Here is a 17,107-nt window from a genome sequence, read left to right on the forward strand (position 1 = left end):
CCCCACCGGATGGTTCCGGTGAGGGCCTCGTCCCGACGGCTGGGGATCAGCCGATCGGGGTCGCGATCACGACCTGGTTCTTCGTGTAGTGGAACCGGCCGTTGCTGTAGCGGACCTTGCCCGTGCAGGTCACCAACGTGAGCTGGTGGGCACCGGTGGTCGACACCGGTCCACCGGTGAAGCCCTTGGTCCGCTTCTGCGTGTAGACCTTGGTGATCCGGTACCTCTGCACCTTGCCGTCCGTGCCCCGCACGGTGACGACCTGACCCACCTTGGCCTTGTTCAGCTTCCCGAACGCACCCGGCCGGTCATGACGATCAGAGACGTGACCCGCGATCACGGTCGCACCGACCACCTCACCAGGAGCAGCCGACTGCTGCAGCCAGCCACCACGGCGCACGTTCTCCGGGATCACCATCGACCCCTTCGACACACCCACCACGTCCAACGGAGCCCGCATCCCGATCGCCGGGATCGACACACTCGCCGGACGCACCTTGCGACCCGCCACCACCGGACCGGTGAACCCGGTCTCGATCTTGACCTTGCCGACCTCCGCACGGTGCACCAGCGTCGTCTCCGCCGCCAACCCACACGCATGCGAAGCAGCGTCGTTGCGCCGGTCCTCACTGGTAGCGACCACCCAGGTGTAGTAGCCCGGCTTGCGGACCGTGATCGCCGGCGTACGCACCGTGCCGTTGCGCGGCACGAACGTCACCGAACCGACCTTGCGTCCCGGGGTGCACATCGCGGCCGAACGCTTGGCGACCGGTCCGTACAGCGTGGCCGTGCCCGTCGCGTCACCACCGGTGACGAAACCGCTGATCGTCACCACGTCGTGCAACCGCACCGCGTTCGGGACACCGCCCTTGCCGACACTCATCGCGACCTTGGCCGACGACGCCTTCGTGGTCAGCGTCGGCGCACCGATGCTGCCGGTCGGGGTGGTGACGGTGTTGGAGTCGTTCGTGACCGGAGCCGGCTGCTGGCCGCCGCGGACGGGGCCCCGGTAGGTCACCGACGCGGTGTTCTCGATCCCGCCCCGCTTCACGTCCGCCCGCTTCACCGTGTACGTCGCGGTGAACTCGGTCTCCGCGCCCGGGGCGAGCGTCGCCACCGAGGCCGGCGAGACCGCCGACAGACCCGGCAGGGCGTCCGCGACCGAGACGTCGAACGCGGTCGCCAGACCGTCGTTGCGCACCGTGAAGGTGTAGGTGACGACGTCGTCCACGTCGGCTTTGCCGGCCGTGGCCGCGTCCACCGTGATCTCCGCGGACTTCACGACACCCAGGTCCGGGTGGGCCTCGACGGTGTCGACGTCGTCGACGTCCTCGCTGGTCACGGTCGCGCCACCCGGCACCTTCGCCGAGGCGGCCGCGACGTTGTGCACGACGCCGTCGTCGACGTCACCCTGCGTCACCACGTAGGGATCGGCGGTGAACACCACGGTGTCGTCCGGGGCGATGGTCGCGCTGGCCGGCGTGATGCCGGTGACCTCGGGGTCGGTGACCGCGACGTCCGTCGCGGTCACGTTGCCGGTGTTCTCCACCTCGAACGTGTAGGCGATCTCCTCACCCACATCGGCCTTGCCGTTGCCGTTGGTGTCGTCGAGCACCGACTTCTTGTCCAGCACGATCCCCGGCGCACCGGGCACCAGGTTGGTGCTGGTCGTGTCGGGGACCGAGGTCACCGGGTCGTCGTTCGGCGCCTTCGCGGACGCGGTGGCGGAGTTGTCGATCGAGCCGCCGCGGTCCACGTCGCCCTGGGTCGTCGTGTACGACGCGGTGAACACCGCGTCCGCACCCGGGGCCAGCGTCGCGACGCTCCCCGGGCTGACGGCGCTCAGGCCGGGCAGCAGGTCGGTGACCTTCACGCCGCTGAGGGTGACATTGCCGGCGTTGTGCACCGTGAACGTGTAGGCGATCTCCTCGTCCTTGTCCGCGGCACCGTTGCCGTTCGTGTCGTCCAGCACGGCGGTCTTGTCGATCGACAGGTCCGGGTCGGCTGCCACCACGGAGGTGTCGGTCGTGTCCGGCGTCGAGCTCGACGTCGTGCCGTCCGGCGCCTTGCCCTGGGCGACGGCCGAGTTGTGCACCGGCGTACCGGCGTCCACGTCGGCCTGGGTCACCGTGTACGTCGCGGTGAACGTCGTGTCCGCACCCGGCGCCAGCGTGGCGACCTGCAGCGGCGACGTCGGCGAGAGACCCGGCAGGGCATCGGCGATCGCGACGTTCGTCATCGTCACGTTCCCGGTGTTCTCCACCACGAACGTGTAGGTGATGACGTCGTCCTTGTCCGCCTTGCCGGCCGCACCGTGATCGGTCGTCAGCGCCGCGGACTTGTCCACCGACAGACCCGGCGCACGGGCCACTGTGTCGGTCGACGTGGTGTCGTCCGGCGAGGTGACCTCGCCACCACCGGGCGCCGTACCGGAGGCCGAGGCCCGGTTCACGATCGGACCACCACTGTCGATGTCGGCCTGGGTCACCGTGTAGTCACCCGCGGTGAACACCTGCTGACCACCCGGCGCGATCGTCGCCGACGCCGGGCTGATCCCCGACACCATCGGGTCATCGACCGCGACACCGCTCACCGTCACGTTGCCGTTGTTGCGCACCGTGAACGAGTAGGCGATCTTCTCGCCCTTGTCGGCCTTCCCGTTGCCGTTCGTGTCGTCGAGCTCGGCCTCCTTGTCCGTCAGCAGGCTCGGCGCCGCCGTCACGACGTTGGTCGACGCGGAGTCGGGCGGCGAGACGACCGCACCGTCGTCCGGGTCCGTCGCCTCGGCGGTCGCGGTGTTGGTGATCGTCGTGCCGTTGTCGACGTCCGCCTGCGTCACCGTGTACGTCGCGGTGAACACCGCGTCCGCACCCGGAGCCAGCGTGGCCACGCTCGCCGGCGTGATCGCCGAGAGGCCCGCCTTGGGGTCGTCGATCGACACGTCGGACAGCGGGACGTTGCCGCTGTTGTCGGCGGTGAAGGTGTACGTGATCACGTCCCCCTTGTCGGCCACCCCCGGCGTGCCGTGGTCGGTGGTCAGCGCCGCGGTCTTGGCGAGCGTGAGGCCCGGCTCCCCCGCCGCGCGGATGACGCACACCGCGAGCGGCTCGGCCGGCAGCGTCTCGTTCGAGTCCGCGGCGACCGTGTTGCAGGCGGTCTTGTTGGTCGGCGAGCCCGGCGCCACGGCGGCCACGAGGACCACCTCGGCGGTCGCGCCGGCGGCGAGGTCGCCGTCGACGGTCATCCGGATCGCCTTCTTGCCGGCGGCACCGGCACCCCAGTCGTCGACCGTGCCGGCCGCACCCGGGTTGACCTGCGGGCGCGCCGGGTTGGTCGAGGCCGAGTAGGCGAGCTGGAGGTTCGGCGAGCTCGAGGCGATCGAGTCGACGAGCAGGTTGAACTGCGAGCCGCGGGCCGGCGGGTTGGCCAGCAGGCCGGTGTCGCCGACGTACGGCAGGACGTCGTACGCGATGACGTCGTGGAGGGTCGTGTTGCCCGCGTTGCGCAGCGTGATCCGGTACTTCACGGTCGACTCCGCGACCGGGATCTCGTGGACCTGCGACGGGTCGGCGACCCACGCGCAGCCGTCGGCCGCGTTCTCGTCCGGGATGCACAGCTCCTTGAGGACGCTCAGGCCGTCGGAGGCGCCGACAGCGAGGTTGAAGGTGTTGTTCTGGACCGCGTACTCCTCGGTCGTGTCCCCGTCGGCGTCGACGTCTCCGGAGTCGGCCGCCAGCGCGGTGACCCGGAACTGGTTCGGCCCGGACACGAAGCCCTGGCCGGTCGCGTCGCGCCAGGTACCGCTCTGGTCACCGGCCCAGACCGCGCCGATCGGCTGCACGCCCGGCACCGCCGCGAGGGTCGGCTTCGCCTTGACCGACAGCGTCGGCCAGTAGTCGTTGGTCGCGGCGCTCAGCGCGACCTGGCTCGGGTACGTCGCCACGGCGACCGAGCGCTGCTCGCCACCGATGGTGACGGTGCGGTAGTCGTACGTGACGCCGGCGGGCGCCGTCGCCGTCACGCCCGTGCCGTTCGCGGTGAACGACGCCGAGCCCGGGACGACCTCCCAGCCGACCGGCGCGACGAAGACCAGCTGCGGCTGGACCGACGTACCGGGCCAGACGTTGGAGGTCAGCGCGCGCATCGAGAAGGTCACCTCGGTGCCCGGCATCGGGTTACCACCGCCGGCCACGACGGGGGTGCCCACGAAGCCCGGGGTCAGCGTGGCCAGCGGCTGGGTGTAGCGGACCGTGCGCGAGCGCGACTGCTCGACCTTCCGCGTCGGCAGGGGCTGACCCTGCAGGTTGGTGTAGTCGTCCGGGGTGCCGTCGCCGTCGGCGTCGGCCGGGTAGGACATGGAGACGTCGGCGGTGTTGGTGCGCTCCTGGCCGGTCAGCGGGATGGCCCCGTCGTCGATCTTGAAGCGGTAGCCCATCTGCATCGTGGTCGCGGTGTTGTCGCTCGGCAGGATCCGCCCGGCCGGGAGCGGCGCGGTGGTCCTGGCGCTGACGAACCAACGGCCCGGCTGCGCGTCGACGAAGGCGGCGTTGCCCAGCTGGGCGGTGCCGGTCGCGCCGGTGTTGTCGACCCAGTCGACGCTCGCCTCCCAGCCCGCGGGCGCGCCCGCGTACTGGTACGCGATGATCCGCTGCACCTTGATGTGGTCCTGGTCGAGGTTCGGCTCGTCGATCACGGCCGTGGCGTCGACATTGCCGACGTTGCCGGCCGAGACCCGCCACTCGCGGTTGCCCGTGTCGGCCTCACCCGGAGCCGGGGTGTTGACGGCGAGGATGCCGCCGCCCAGGTCGCCGTCACCCTCGTTGGTGGTGACGCCGTTGGAGACCGTCTTGGCGGTCAGGATCCCGCCGAACGGGTTGGTGCAGGCGACCTTGGTGGTCAGGTCGCGGTTGAGCGTCCGCTGCGTGCGGGCGCTGTCGAGGTAGTTGACCGTGACCGCGAGGTTCGACGTCACGTCCTTGACGAAGTTGCAGCCGGTCGGGTCGGCCTCGGGGAAGTTGCTGCCCGGGAAGGTCACGCTCACGGTGCGCGGCCCCCAGGTGGCCGCGTCGGCCGGGCCGACCAGGCCGTTGTTCGTCGCCGCGCCGCCGCTGTTGAAGCCGCTGAGCGCGGCCAGACCCCAGCCGCCGCGAGCGCCGTACGACGGGCTCGCCGGCGCGCCCTTGGTCCAGGTGACCGTGTGGTTGACGTTGTCGATCACACCGTCGTCGCTGGCCTGGTCGATCACCGCCTCGGCCGGGACGGTGTAGACGATCTTGTAGTTGCCCGTGGCGACCAGCGACGCGTCACCCGCGACGTTGGAGCCCGGGTTGGTGCGCATGTTGCCGGGGTTGACGGCGATCCGGTACGACTCCTGGACGTCGGTGTCGAAGGTCGGGTTCGAGACACCGAGGCCGGCCGTCACCGCGGTCGGGGTGCCGATGTGCCAGGTGACGGCGCTGTTCGAGGTCTTCGGGCCGGTCGCGGAGTCGGAGCTGATCGTCGCGGACATCGGCACCGAGGTGCCCTCGGGGTAGAAGGAGCCGTTCGGGATCTCGCGGTTGCGCGAGGCCTGGTAGCCGTAGGTCACCGAGAAGGTGCCCGACGTACCGGCGGCGAGGTTGCCGAGGTCGACGACCTTGCCGGTCGCGTCGGTGCCGCCGATGGTGCCGCCCGCGCCGGGCTGGACCCACGAGCCGTACATCAGGATGAACTGACCGGCCGGCAGCAGCCCGTGGGGGTCGGTGGGCGGCGTGGAGAACTGCACCTGGGTGCCGTCGCACGCGGCGGTGGTGCAGGAGTACTGCACCCGGTAGGTGACCTTGTTGTCGTGCGTCCCGTCCTCGATGTCGGTGATGGTCGCGCCGTTGCTCAGGTCGACCGGCGTGATCACGATGTCGAGCACGCCGGACCCCGCGGCCGACGCGGCGGAGGGCCACAGCAGCCCCACGCCTGCGGTGACGACGGCGAGCACCATCGTCACGACGAGCGGGACGCGCGAGCGCGCCGCGGCGCGCCTCGCCGTCCCGCGTTCGGGCACGGACATCTTCATGGCAGGAGACCTTCCACCGGGGGGCATGAGAGCGCGGCGAGGCGGCCTCTCCCCTCGGACGGCCGTTCTCGTCGCAAGGTGAAGAATCGATCGGGAAGGTCTCAGGACACGGGCGAGGCGGGAACCTCATCCCGCATCTCACCCCCCTTTCGGGGGTCGCGGTGGTCCGGGACGGTGAGCCGGGCGAGGAGCACCAGCGCGACCAGCGAGAGCACGCTGCCGAACGCGAAGAAGGCGAAGTAGTTGCGCGACCGGTCCGCACCGAGCAGGTCCCCGGAGCCGAGCGCCAGGAAGAGTGGGCCGAGTGCCGGGACCACCGACTGCGGCAGGGTCCGGGCGATGTTGAAGTAGCCGAGGAACCGGCCGTTCGCGGTCGGCGGGAGCACGGTCAGCGCGACGGCGAGGTCGAGGGCGACGTAGGTGCCGAGGCCGGTGCCGGCGCAGAGGAGGGCGATCACGAACGCAGGGGTGCTGGCCGACAGCGCGAGCAGCACGTTGGCGCCGAGCAGGAGCAGGATGCCGGCGGCCATCACCGGGCGGTAGCCGATCCGGCGGGCCAGGGCCCGGGAGCCGCCGACCGCCATCACCATGCCGAGCGCGGCACCGATGGCCGTGACCAGGGCGACCGTAGCGGCCGCGTCGTGGGCTTCCTCGCCCGCACGGCGGATGAGGAAGAAGACGCCGTAGACCGTCAGGCAGCTGTAGGAGGCCTGGGCGAACAGGCGCTGCAGCCACAGCCACCAGTACGCCGAGCCGGCGCCCGCCAGCGGCGCGGCCACCGGCGCGGGCTCGGGCTCGGCGACGCGGGTCCGCGGCGTGAGGGTGCGCAGGTGCAGGCTCGCGACGATCGCCACCGGCACCGCGACGAACGCCAGGAGCACGAACGCCACGCGGGGCTCGCTGAGCGCGACGCCGAGGTGCCCGGTGAGCAGCGCGTAGCCGACCAGGCCGCCGAAGCTGATCGCTCCGGTCGCCGCAGCCGCGAACCAGCCGGACACGCGCGCCCGGTCTGCCGGGTGCACCACGTCGGAGAGGGTGCCGTAGAGCGCGGCGAAGGTCGCGCTGTAGGACATCTGCGCGCAGGCCCACACGAGGACCAGCGCGGGCAGGGTGGTCATGTAGGTCGCCGTCACGACCGCGGCGCAGCCGACGACGGTGCCACCCACGATCCACGGCGTGCGGTGGCCGCTGCGGCGCACGGTGCGGTCGCTGAGCCAGCCCCACACCGGGTTGAGCGACATCGCGGTCAGGGCGCCGGCCGTCTCGACCCAGCTGAGCCGGGTCTCCAGCGCGAGCCCGGACTCGACCCCGCGCACGAGCAGGCTCAGGCCCACCACGAGCGGGATGACGAGCGCGCCGAGGGCGCAGAACTCGGTGACGCAGAGGGCCGCGACGGTCGTCCGGCTCAGGCGTTGCTCGGTGTCCACGGCTCTCCTGACCAGGCGGGGGGCGACGGTCGCAGCCGCACGCTAGCGCCCGTCGGGGCGCCGCGCACGCGCATGTCCAGGGCCTCATCCCGGTCCAGACCATCGTCCAGAGTCCGAAAGTCACCGCGGGCGAGGGCGGTCCCGGACTACCCTGGACAGGCCCTTGTTCCGGTGGTGGGGAACCGCGGACATAAGGAGTGCACCCGTGCTCGAGGTCGACCTCGAACCCGCGATCCCGACGGAGACCCAACCGGTCGCCGCGCGGGAGCCTGCCGAGATCGCCGAGCTCGAGCAGCAGGCCGACCACCGCTTCCGGACCGGCACCGACGACTGCGGCCTCACCGCGGCCCACGCGCTCGGCGACCCGGACCGGATGGGCCGGATCATCGACCGGTGGGGCGTCGACCTGGCGCACAGCGCCCACGGCGCGCTGATGTTCGAGATCGCGGCCGAGCTGCCGCTCGACCTCGCGACGTCGCTGCCCGGCCTGGGCTTCCGGTTCGAGGACATCGGCCGGTTGCCGATCGGCACCACCCCGATCGGCCTGCCGCGCACCGCACGGGAGGCCGAGGCGGAGTTCGCCCGCCACGGCGACCTGCGGCTGCGCCAGGCCCTGCTGCCGCTGGTCACCCGGCGCCGCCTGGGCCGGTTCGACGAGGCGATGGCGATCGTGCGGGCCGCGGTGCCGCTGGCCGAGGCCAGCGTCTACCCCTGGTACGGCGAGCGCGGCCGGATCCTTCCCTACTGGCACCTCCAGGCGGGCATCACCGCCCAGGTCGCGGGCGACCTCGACGCCGCCCGCCGCTGGTTCCTCAGCGCCTGGACCCACCACACGCGGGACCCCTACGGCTTCGTCGCCCGGGCCATCGCCGGCAAGCTCGCCCTCGTGGACGCCGTCCGCGGCGACCACGTCGCGAGCGCGACCTGGCTGGAGCGGGCCGGGGAGCAGACCCGCCGTCCGGACCTGTGGATCGACCGCTTCGTCGAGTCGAACCTGACCGCGACCGCGGCCATCCGGGCCAGCGACGCCCTGGACCCGCAGGCCGAGAGCCGGCTCGGCGCGATGCCCCACCCGACCCAGCGCGGCGAGCAGTGGGCGGTGTTCCTGTGGATCCACGTCAGCCACGCGCTGGCCCGCGGGGACGCCGGCCGGGCGAGCCGGCACCTCGACGACGCCCTGGAGGCCCAGCGGGACGAGGTGTCCGGGAGCGGCCTGGCCGCCGGTCTCGTCCGCCTGCTGCGCGCCGACGTCCACCTCGCGCTGGGCCAGGCGAACCAGGCGCTCGCCGAGCTCGACGGGGCGCCCGACATCGCCGGTGCGGCGCGCGTCGTCCGGGCCCGGACCCTGCTGCTCAGCGGCGACCCGACGCCCGCGCTGCACGAGGCCGAGCTCGTCGTCCAGGACGACACCGCGAGTCCGCGGGCCGCCACCGAGGCGCTCCTCGTGGTGGCCGCCGCCCGGCACGCCGCGGGCGACCGGCCCGGTGCCGTGGCGGCCCTGCGCCGGGCCGTCGGGCGGGTGCAGGAGCAGGACCTCGCCCGCGCGCTCGCGACCGTGCCCCGTACGGCGCTCGACGACCTCGCCTCCGACGTCCCCGCGCTGGCGGCACTGCTGGCGGTCCTCGACGAGCGCGGGGTCGTCGACGTCTATCCCGCGGCGGTCTCCCTGATCACGGTGACCAAGCGCGAGCGCGACCTGCTGAGCGACCTGAGCTCGGGGATCTCCCTCACCGAGATCGCCAAGGCCAACTACGTCTCGATCAACACCACGCGCACCCACCTGGCCAACCTGCGCCGCAAGCTCGACGCCCGCTCCCGCGACGAGGTCGTCGTCCGGGCGCGCCACCTCGGCCTGCTCCAGCAGCCTCCACGCGACTGAGGCCCCCACCGGGCGAACCCGGCGGAGGCCTCGTCGTCGTGCCGTGCGGCTACTTCACCTTGACCTTGGCGGTGGTCCGCACCACCGGCGCGTAGCCCTTGAGCGTGTAGGTCACCCGGGCCTGCACCTTCTTGCCGCGGTAGAGCACGCTGCCGAGCTTGAGCGCCTTGCCGGTGGCCTTCGGGATCGCCTTGCCGCCCACCAGCCACTGGATCGTGACGGTCGCGCCGGCCGGCGCCGTCGTCCGGGGGACGACGACCTTGAGCTTCTTGCCGACCTTGGCGGTGCCGGTCAGGGTCGGGCGACCGGTGACCGTCAGGGTGCCGAGGGCGACCGGCTTGGTGGCCGCGCTCCACTCCCAGCCGATGGCGCCGGGGACGCTCGCGCCGACCAGGACCTGGATCACCTTGCCGGCCAGGGCCGGGGTCAGGGTGAGCCGGTTGCCGGTGACGTCCTGGAGCCGGACGCCGTTGGCGAACCACTGGTACCCGTGGGTGGTCGGGGTCGGCGACCAGGTGCCCGGGTTCACGGTGAGCGTCTTGCCGACCTGGACCTTGCCGGTGATGGTCGGCTTGACCGTGTTGACCGGCGGCTGGGCCGCGGGCACCGCCACCGAGAGCGGGTCCGAGCTCGCCGAGGCGTCGGTGTAGCCGGCCTTGGTCGCGGTCACCTCGACGCGCAGGGTCTTGCCCGCCGCGCCGCTCGGGATGACGAGCTGGCGGTCGGTGCTGATCGGGGCGCTCGCGCCGGACAGGAACCACTTGTAGGTGTAGCTGTCGGGCGTCTGCGACCAGGTGCCGTCGTTCGGCTGGACCGTGCCGCCCACCGCCACCGTGCCGGTGACGGTCGGCTTCGCGGTGTTGGCGAGCTGGCCCTTGGCGACCGCGGCGGTCGGCTCGGAGACGGCGGCGCTGTCGGCGTACCCGGCGGCGGAGGCGGTGACCTCGACCGTCAGCGTCTCGCCCGCGGCGGCGGCCGGGACGACGAGGTCCTTGCCGGTACCGATCGGGTCGGTGGCGCCGGAGCGGAACCAGCGGTAGGTGTGACCCTCGGCGGCCGGCGTCCAGGTGCCGGGCTCCGCGGTGACGGTCTTGCCCACCTGGACGGTGCCGGTGATCGTCGGCTCGGCCGAGCTGGCGAGCTCGCCCAGGGCGACGTCGTCGGTGGCGGCCGAGGAGGCCACGCCGTCGGCGTACCCGGCGGCGGTCGCGGTGACCTCGACCCGCACCTTCTTGCCCGCGGCGCCGGCCGGGACGACGAGGTCCTTGCCGGTGCCGATCGGGTCGGTGCTGCCGTCCTGGAACCAGCGGTAGGTGTGCCCCTCGGCAGCCGGCGTCCAGGTGCCGGGCTCCGCCGTGACGGTCTTGCCCACCTGGGCGGTGCCGGTGATCGTCGGCGCCGCGGTGTTGGCCAGGTCGCCCTTGGCGACGGCGGCCGACGGGTCGGACGACGCCACGCCGGCGGTGTAGCCGAGCTTGCGCGCCGTGACCTCGACGGTCAGCTTCTTGCCGAAGGCGCCGGCGGGGACCACGAGGGTCTTGGTCGTGCCGATCGGGTCGGTCGAGCCCTCCTGGAACCAGCGGTAGGTGTACGAGCCGGCGGTCGAGGACCAGGTGCCCTCGACCGCGGCGACCGTGCCACCGACCTTGACCGCGCCGGTGATGGTCGGCTTGGCCGTGCTGGTCAGCGTGCCGAACCCGACGGCCGCCGACGGGTCCGAGACCGCCGTGCTGTTTCCGTAGCCGGCCTTGGCCGCGGTGACCTCGACGGTGAGCGTCTTGCCGACCGCGCCGACCGGGATCACGAGGTCCTTGCCGGTGCCGATCGCGTCGGTGCTGCCGGCCTGGAACCAGCGGTAGGTAAAGCCGTCCGGAGCCGGGGCCCAGGTGCCGTCACCCGCCGTGACCGTGCTGCCGACCTTGAGGTCGCCGCTGATCGTGGGCTTCGCGCTGTTGACCAGGCCGCCGGGGGCGACCGCCGCCGTCGGGTCCGAGGTGGCGACACCGTCGGTGTGGCCGGCCCGCTTCGCGGTGACCTCGACGCTGAGGGTCTTGCCGACCGCGCCGACCGGGACCACGAGCTCCTTGCCGGTGCCGATCGGGGTCGCCGTACCGGACTGGAACCACCGGTACGTGTAGCTGTCGGGCGTCGCGGACCAGGTGCCCTCGAGAGCCTGGACCGTGCTGCCCACCGTCACCGCACCGGAGACCGTCGGCTTGGCCGAGCTGGTCAGCGTGCCGAGCGCGACCGCGGCGGACGGCGCGGAGGTCGCGACGCCGTCGGCGTGCGCGGCCTTCTTGGCCGTCACCTCGACGGTCAGCGTCTTGCCCAGGGCGCCCGCGGGGACGACCAGGGCCTGCTCGGTGCCGATCGGGGCGACCGTGCCGGACTGGAACCACTTGTAGGTGTAGCTGTCGGGCGTGACCGCCCAGGTGCCGTTGCCGGCGGTGATCGTCTCGCCGACCTGCGGGTCGGCGTCCGGGATCGTCGGCACCGCGGTGTTGACGACCTGCAGCCCGAGCGTGGCGTTGATGTTCGGCACGTCGGCGCCGGTGACGGCGATCGTGTCGGCACCGGCCAGGGTGCGGCTGTCGTCGTAGAACTCCTCGGTGAAGCGGGCGTCGGCGTCGGAGAAGCCCACGCGGACGTTGCCGCCTGCGACCAGGACGGCGTACCGGCCGTCGGCGCCGGACGTGACGCTGGTGAGCGGCTTCCAGGCTCCGGCCTGCTGGGTGTAGACGGTGACCTTGGCGCCGGCGACCGCGGCGTCGGCGGCACCGGTCAGCTTGCCGGAGACCAGCGCGCCCGCGGCCAGCTCGGCGTCGATGCCCGAGGTGGTGGCCCCGGGAGCGGTGATCGTGACACCGGCGCCGGTCTCGGCGGACGCCGCGTCGTCGTAGAACTCGCCGAGGTAGCGGCAGCCCGCGCCCGAGCAGGTCTCCGCGAACTCGATCTTGTGGGTGCCCGGCGCGGCCGGCAGCGTGTACTCGCCGTCGACGTCGGTCGTCGCGCGGCCGGCCACGACCCACTCGGTGCGGGTCTGGCCGCCGGCCTGGTAGGTCTTCTGGTCGAGTGCGGTGACGGCGATGCCGCGCAGCGGCGCGCCGCCGTCCGCCGCGGTCACGGTGCCCGTGATGTGGCCGTTGGCGGCCAGGGCCGCGTTGCGCTCGGGGTAGGTGCCCGAGCCGGCGACCACGACGTTGTCGGCGTCCTCGACGTCGGCGGCGTCGTTCCAGTACTCGGCCTGGTAGACGTCGGCACAGGCCGTCGGGTCGCACGGGTCGTCGAACGAGACCCGGTAGGTGCCCGGCGTGACGGCCAGCTGGTAGGCGCCGGCGCCGTCCGCGGTCGCCCACGCGACGGCGTCCCACACGGTGCGGGGCTGGCCGCCGACCTGCTTGGTCACCTGACGCAGCGCCGCGACCTGGGCGCCGGCGATCGGCGCGCCGCCGTCCTCGGCGGTCACCTTGCCGGTGATCCGGGCGTTGCGCGCGAGCAGCGGGCTGATGCCGGAGACGGTGGCGCCGTTGGCGACGACCACGTCGGTCGCGGTCTCGACGGTGGCCTTGTCGTTCCAGAACTCCGCCTGGTACGTCGCGCCGCCGTCGAAGGAGAACCGGTAGGTGCCGTTGGCGAGGTAGAGCTCGTAGCCGCCGGCCGCGTCCGCGGTCGCCGTGTGCGTCGGCTGCCAGGCCGAGCCGACGAGCTCGAAGGCCTTGACCTGCGCGCCGGGAACGGCGGCGTTGGTGCCCTGGACCCGGACCGAGCCGGTGACCTTGCCGTTGCCGACCATCTTGACGTTGATGCCGGTGCGCCCGGCGCTGGTGAGCGCCAGGTTGGTGGCCGCCGCGACCGTCGCCGCGTTGGGGTAGAACACCTCGCGCATCCGGTTGTCCGCGACCGAGAAGCCGACCCGGTAGGTGCCCGGCTTGGCCCACACCGTGTAGGTGCCGTCGGAGCGCGTCGTCGTCTTGGCCTCGGTGAGGCACTTCCACGAGGTCGTGCCGCCCGTGGTCACCTGGCCGTAGAGGCACACGTCGACGTTGGGGACCGCCGCGTTGAGCAGGCCCTGGCCGACCCGGCCCTTGACCGAGGCGTTGCGCGCCATCGCCAGGTCGATGTCGCTCGCCGGCGGGACGACGTCCGCGGCGTTCGCGCGCGTCGTACCTCCGAAGAAGGTCTCGGCGAACTGGTTGTCACCGCTGCTCGCCCCGATGCGGAACGTCCCGGCCGGCAGCGCGAGCGTGTACGCCCCACCCGCCCCGCTGGTCGTCTCCTCGCACCGGGCCCACGCCCCGCTCTCCTGGCAGTACGCCACCACGGTCATGCCGACCAGCGGCGCCCCCGTGTCCGCGGCCGTCACCGTGCCCCGCACGGTCCCCGCCGCGGCGTGCGCCGCCGGCGCGGTGGCGGTGGACAGCGCCACCAGCCCGGCCAGGGTCAGGGCGGTGGCCAGCACCGCGGTGAGCAGGCGGACCACCGGTCCGCGGGCGTACGTCAGCATCATGCGAGTCCCCATCGTCATCTGCGCCGTCCGAGGTGGAGCAGACGACTGCTCGCGGAGGCTAACCCTGCAACGAGCGTCGCTGTCCGAGGTTCCGCGCAATTGACAGAGGGGTCGACAAAATCAGTTGGGCTCCGGGCGGTGCGCCCGGCCGCTCCCCTACGGTGACGGCCATGCACACCATCGACGTGCCCGGGATCGGGCAGCTCACCTTCGACTCCGACCGCGAGGTGGCGGCGATCCTCCGCGCCGTGCACGCCGCGATCAAGGCCGGCGAGCCCGGCATCTGGCTGCGCGCCCCAGGCAACGCCATCCTGTGGCTCCCGGTCGGCACGCCGCTGGCGTTCGGGTTCGAGGTGCGAGGCGACTTCGCCCCCGAGGGCGAGAGCCTGCTCGTCTCCTACGAGTAACGCGCGTCGAAGCCCGCCAGGAACTCCTGGTACGGCGCGAGGTCGAGCTCCTGCTCGCGCAGCCACGCGTCGTTGTAGTAGGTGTGCGCATAGCGCTCGCCGCCGTCGCAGAGCAGCGTGACGATGCTGCCGGTCTGACCGGCGGCGCGCATCCGCTCCACCACCTGCAGGCTCGCCCACACGTTGGTGCCGGTGGAGCCGCCGACGGTGCGGCCCAGGACGCCGGAGATCCAGCGGGCCGCGGCGATGGAGGCGGCGTCCGGGACCCGGAGCATGTCGTCGACGACGCCGCCCACGAACGACGGCTCGACCCGCATCCGGCCGATGCCCTCGATGCGGGAGGGCACCGAGGTGGTCGCGTCCGGGGTGTCCCGGGTCCAGCCGTCGAGGAACGCCGAGTTCTCCGGGTCGGCCACGAGGACCTGGGTGTCGAAGCCGCGGTAGCGGACGAAGCGGCCGATGGTGGCCGACGTGCCGCCGGTGCCGGCGCCGACCACGATCCAGGACGGGCACGGGTGCCGCTCGGCGCGCATCTGCTCGAAGATCGACTCGGCGATGTTGTTGTTGCCGCGCCAGTCGGTCGCCCGCTCGGCATAGGTGAACTGGTCGAGGTAGTGACCGCCGGTCTCGGCCTCGAGACGGCGCGCCTCGTCGTACACGGTGGACGCGCGGTCGACGAGGTGGCAGCGGCCGCCGTAGAACTCGATCAGCGCGATCTTCTCGGGGCTCGTCGAGCGCGGCATCACCGCGACGAACGGCAGCCCGATCAGCCGGGCGAAGTAGGCCTCGCTCACGGCCGTCGAGCCGCTGGACGCCTCGATGATGGTGCTGTCGCGGTGGATCCAGCCGTTGCACAGCGCGTAGAGGAACAGCGAGCGCGCCAACCGGTGCTTCAGGCTGCCGGTCGGGTGGACCGACTCGTCCTTGAGGTAGAGGTCGATCCCCTCCACCGGCAGCGGTACGACGTGCAGGTGCGTGTCCGCGCTCCGGGTCGCGTCGGCGTCGAGCCGCCGGACCGCCTCGGCGATCCAGGCCCGCTGCTCGCTGCTCTCCCTAGCCATGAGGCATCGAGCCTACGGGGTCGGCCTGCCACCGGACGTTGCACACGAGGCCGTCGAGGAGCACGTGCGGCTCGGGCGGGGCGATCGCCCAGTCGACGGCGACGACGCCGGCGCTCCCCTCGCGCAGCCGGACGGTGAGGTCGCCGTCGGTCACCGCCGCGGTCCCGGGCACGCTCTCGTCGGGTGCGAGCCCGCAGCGGACGAGCACCTCCCGCAGCCAGGCCGGGTCGGGCACCTCCAGGTCCATCGAGCTGATCACCGGACCGCCGACCGGACCGAGCGGCATCCCCGACTTCCAGCGGATCAGGAAGGGGACGAACGGGTGCAGGGTGTGTCCGGCGATCTCGCAGGTCTCCCAGACGTAGGTCTCGCCGTCCGGGGCGACCCGGCTGCTCTCGACCGGCTCACCGGTCTCGAGGCCGAGCTCGAGGAGCCGCTCGCGGCAGACCTCCAGCTCGGGCACGCTGATCGCCCAGGTGAGCGGGCCCGGACGTGCGCGGACGGCGCGCGCCGTGGCGTGCTCGGAGTCCTCGACGACGACGTCGATCAGCTCCAGGTACGCGTCCCGCGGGCCGCGCACCAGGGCGTTCGCCGTACCGGTGGGGTGGGCGCCGCCCGGGACGGCGGGAAGGCCCGCCCGGCTCCAGCGTCCGATGGCGTCGTCGAGTCCGCGCACGGAGACGACGACGTGGTCGACCTTGCTCTGCCTGCCTGCGGCATCTGTGCGCCTCACCGGTCCGGAGCCACGACGATCTTGCCGAGGACCTGGCGCTGCTCGAGCAGGTCGAACGCCGTCCGGACCTCCGAGAGCGGCAGCACCCGGTCGACGGGCGGACGCAGCTTGCCGACCCGGACCAGCTCGATGAGGGCCTCCAGGTCCGAGCGGAGCCAGCCGTCGGAGCCACGGATGTCGAGCTCGTAGGACCAGACGTAGCGCAGGTCCGTCTCGACCGCGAAGCCCGCGGTCGCACCGCAGTTGAGCAGCCGGCCGCCCTTGCGCAGCGAGCGCAGCGAGGGACCCCAGGTGTCGCCACCGGTGAAGTTGACGACCACGTCGAGACCGCCGGTCCCCGAGACCCGCGGCTTGCCGTGGCGCTCGTGGACGACCTTCATGAAGTCGGCGTCCTTGTAGTTGATGCCCTCGTCGGCACCGAGCGCCGCGAGCTGCTCGAGCTTGGCGTCGGTCGACGCCGCCGCGATGACGTGCGCCCCGGCCAGGCTGGCGAGCTGCACGCAGCCCGTGCCGACGCCGCCGGACGCACCGAGGACCAGCACCTTGTCGCCGGGCCCGACCTCGCCGCGCGTCACCATCATCCGGTACGCCGTGCCGAAGGCCACCGGCAGCGCCGCGGCATCGGCGAACGAGACGTCGTCCGGCAGCCGGATCAGCGTCCGGGAGTGGACGGCGACGAGCTCGGCCAGTCCGCCGTCCATCATCTCGCCGACGAGCTTGTTCTCGACCGCGTCCCAGGGGTCGATGAGGACCCGGTCGCCGACCTTCCAGTCCGCGACCCCGGCCCCGACCTCGGCGATCTCGCCGGCGATGTCGATGCCCATGATCAGCGGGAAGGGGATGGTGATCCCGGGCATCCCGTGCAGGGTGAACAGGTCGTGGTAGTTCAGCGCACAGGCCCGGACCCGGACGACGACCTGGCCGTCCCCGGCGACCGGGTCCGCCCAGTCGTCGTGGACCGTGATCAGGTCCGAACCGCCGTGCTCGCTGATGACTGCAGCCCTCACGCTGCTTCCTTTCCGTGGATGGTGCAGATGCTGGGGT

Annotated in this window: 8 protein-coding genes; 2 read left to right on the top strand and 6 right to left on the bottom strand. The window is 72.5% G+C overall.

Annotated elements, in window-relative coordinates:
- Window positions 1-46: 46 nt before the first annotated feature.
- Together CCO04_RS09275 and CCO04_RS09280 are read right to left on the bottom strand one after the other, a co-directional pair.
- The gene (locus CCO04_RS09275) at window positions 47-6,049 is read right to left on the bottom strand and encodes a sortase domain-bontaining protein (protein WP_215813788.1); all 6,003 of its coding nucleotides are present in this window, start codon (window positions 6,047-6,049) and stop codon (window positions 47-49) included.
- Between the two features lie 101 nt (window positions 6,050-6,150).
- Window positions 6,151-7,476: an MFS transporter gene (locus CCO04_RS09280; RefSeq protein ID WP_215813789.1), complete on the bottom strand. Its 1,326-nt coding sequence runs from the start codon at window positions 7,474-7,476 to the stop codon at window positions 6,151-6,153.
- Window positions 7,477-7,681: 205 nt separating this feature from the next.
- Between CCO04_RS09280 and CCO04_RS29720 the strand changes: the two genes are divergently transcribed.
- Window positions 7,682-9,355 (top strand): LuxR C-terminal-related transcriptional regulator, encoded by a 1,674-nt coding sequence (locus tag CCO04_RS29720; RefSeq protein ID WP_215813790.1) that lies wholly within the window; start codon window positions 7,682-7,684, stop codon window positions 9,353-9,355.
- Between the two features lie 49 nt (window positions 9,356-9,404).
- Here the strand turns inward: CCO04_RS29720 and CCO04_RS09290 are convergent, their stop codons facing one another.
- Window positions 9,405-13,862 (bottom strand): hypothetical protein, encoded by a 4,458-nt coding sequence (locus tag CCO04_RS09290; RefSeq protein ID WP_215813791.1) that lies wholly within the window; start codon window positions 13,860-13,862, stop codon window positions 9,405-9,407.
- Window positions 13,863-14,032: 170 nt separating this feature from the next.
- On the opposite strand from CCO04_RS09290, the gene CCO04_RS09295 reads away from it, so the two are divergent.
- Window positions 14,033-14,269 (top strand): hypothetical protein, encoded by a 237-nt coding sequence (locus CCO04_RS09295; RefSeq protein WP_215813792.1) that lies wholly within the window; start codon window positions 14,033-14,035, stop codon window positions 14,267-14,269.
- Here the strand turns inward: CCO04_RS09295 and CCO04_RS09300 are convergent.
- Genes CCO04_RS09300 through CCO04_RS09310 form a run of 3 tightly spaced genes read right to left on the bottom strand, consistent with a single transcriptional unit; the run spans window position 14,260 to window position 17,070 of the window.
- Complete coding sequence (locus tag CCO04_RS09300) at window positions 14,260-15,330, bottom strand: PLP-dependent cysteine synthase family protein (RefSeq protein WP_215813793.1); 1,071 nt, start codon at window positions 15,328-15,330, stop codon at window positions 14,260-14,262. The two genes, CCO04_RS09295 and CCO04_RS09300, sit on opposite strands and share 10 nt — an antisense overlap.
- Entirely contained in the window at window positions 15,323-16,063 is a 741-nt protein-coding gene (locus CCO04_RS09305; protein WP_215813794.1) for a VOC family protein, read from the bottom strand. Before CCO04_RS09305 ends, CCO04_RS09300 begins: the two co-directional genes overlap by 8 nt.
- Complete coding sequence (locus CCO04_RS09310) at window positions 16,060-17,070, bottom strand: zinc-binding dehydrogenase (protein ID WP_215813795.1); 1,011 nt, start codon at window positions 17,068-17,070, stop codon at window positions 16,060-16,062. Before CCO04_RS09310 ends, CCO04_RS09305 begins: the two co-directional genes overlap by 4 nt.
- Between the last annotated feature and the right edge of the window lie 37 nt (window positions 17,071-17,107).

This window comes from Pimelobacter sp. 30-1 (genome assembly GCF_018831735.1).
Lineage (GTDB): Bacteria > Actinomycetota > Actinomycetes > Propionibacteriales > Nocardioidaceae > Nocardioides.

What these genes read in the sequence shown, in the direction of transcription:
- CCO04_RS09275 (WP_215813788.1), bottom strand. Translation starts at nt 6,049, where the DNA reads ATGAAGATGTCCGTGCCCGAACGCGGGACGGCGAGGCGCGCCGCGGCG.
- CCO04_RS09290 (WP_215813791.1), bottom strand. Translation starts at nt 13,862, where the DNA reads ATGATGCTGACGTACGCCCGCGGACCGGTGGTCCGCCTGCTCACCGCG.
- CCO04_RS09295 (WP_215813792.1), top strand. Translation starts at nt 14,033, where the DNA reads ATGCACACCATCGACGTGCCCGGGATCGGGCAGCTCACCTTCGACTCC.
- CCO04_RS09300 (WP_215813793.1), bottom strand. Translation starts at nt 15,330, where the DNA reads ATGGCTAGGGAGAGCAGCGAGCAGCGGGCCTGGATCGCCGAGGCGGTC.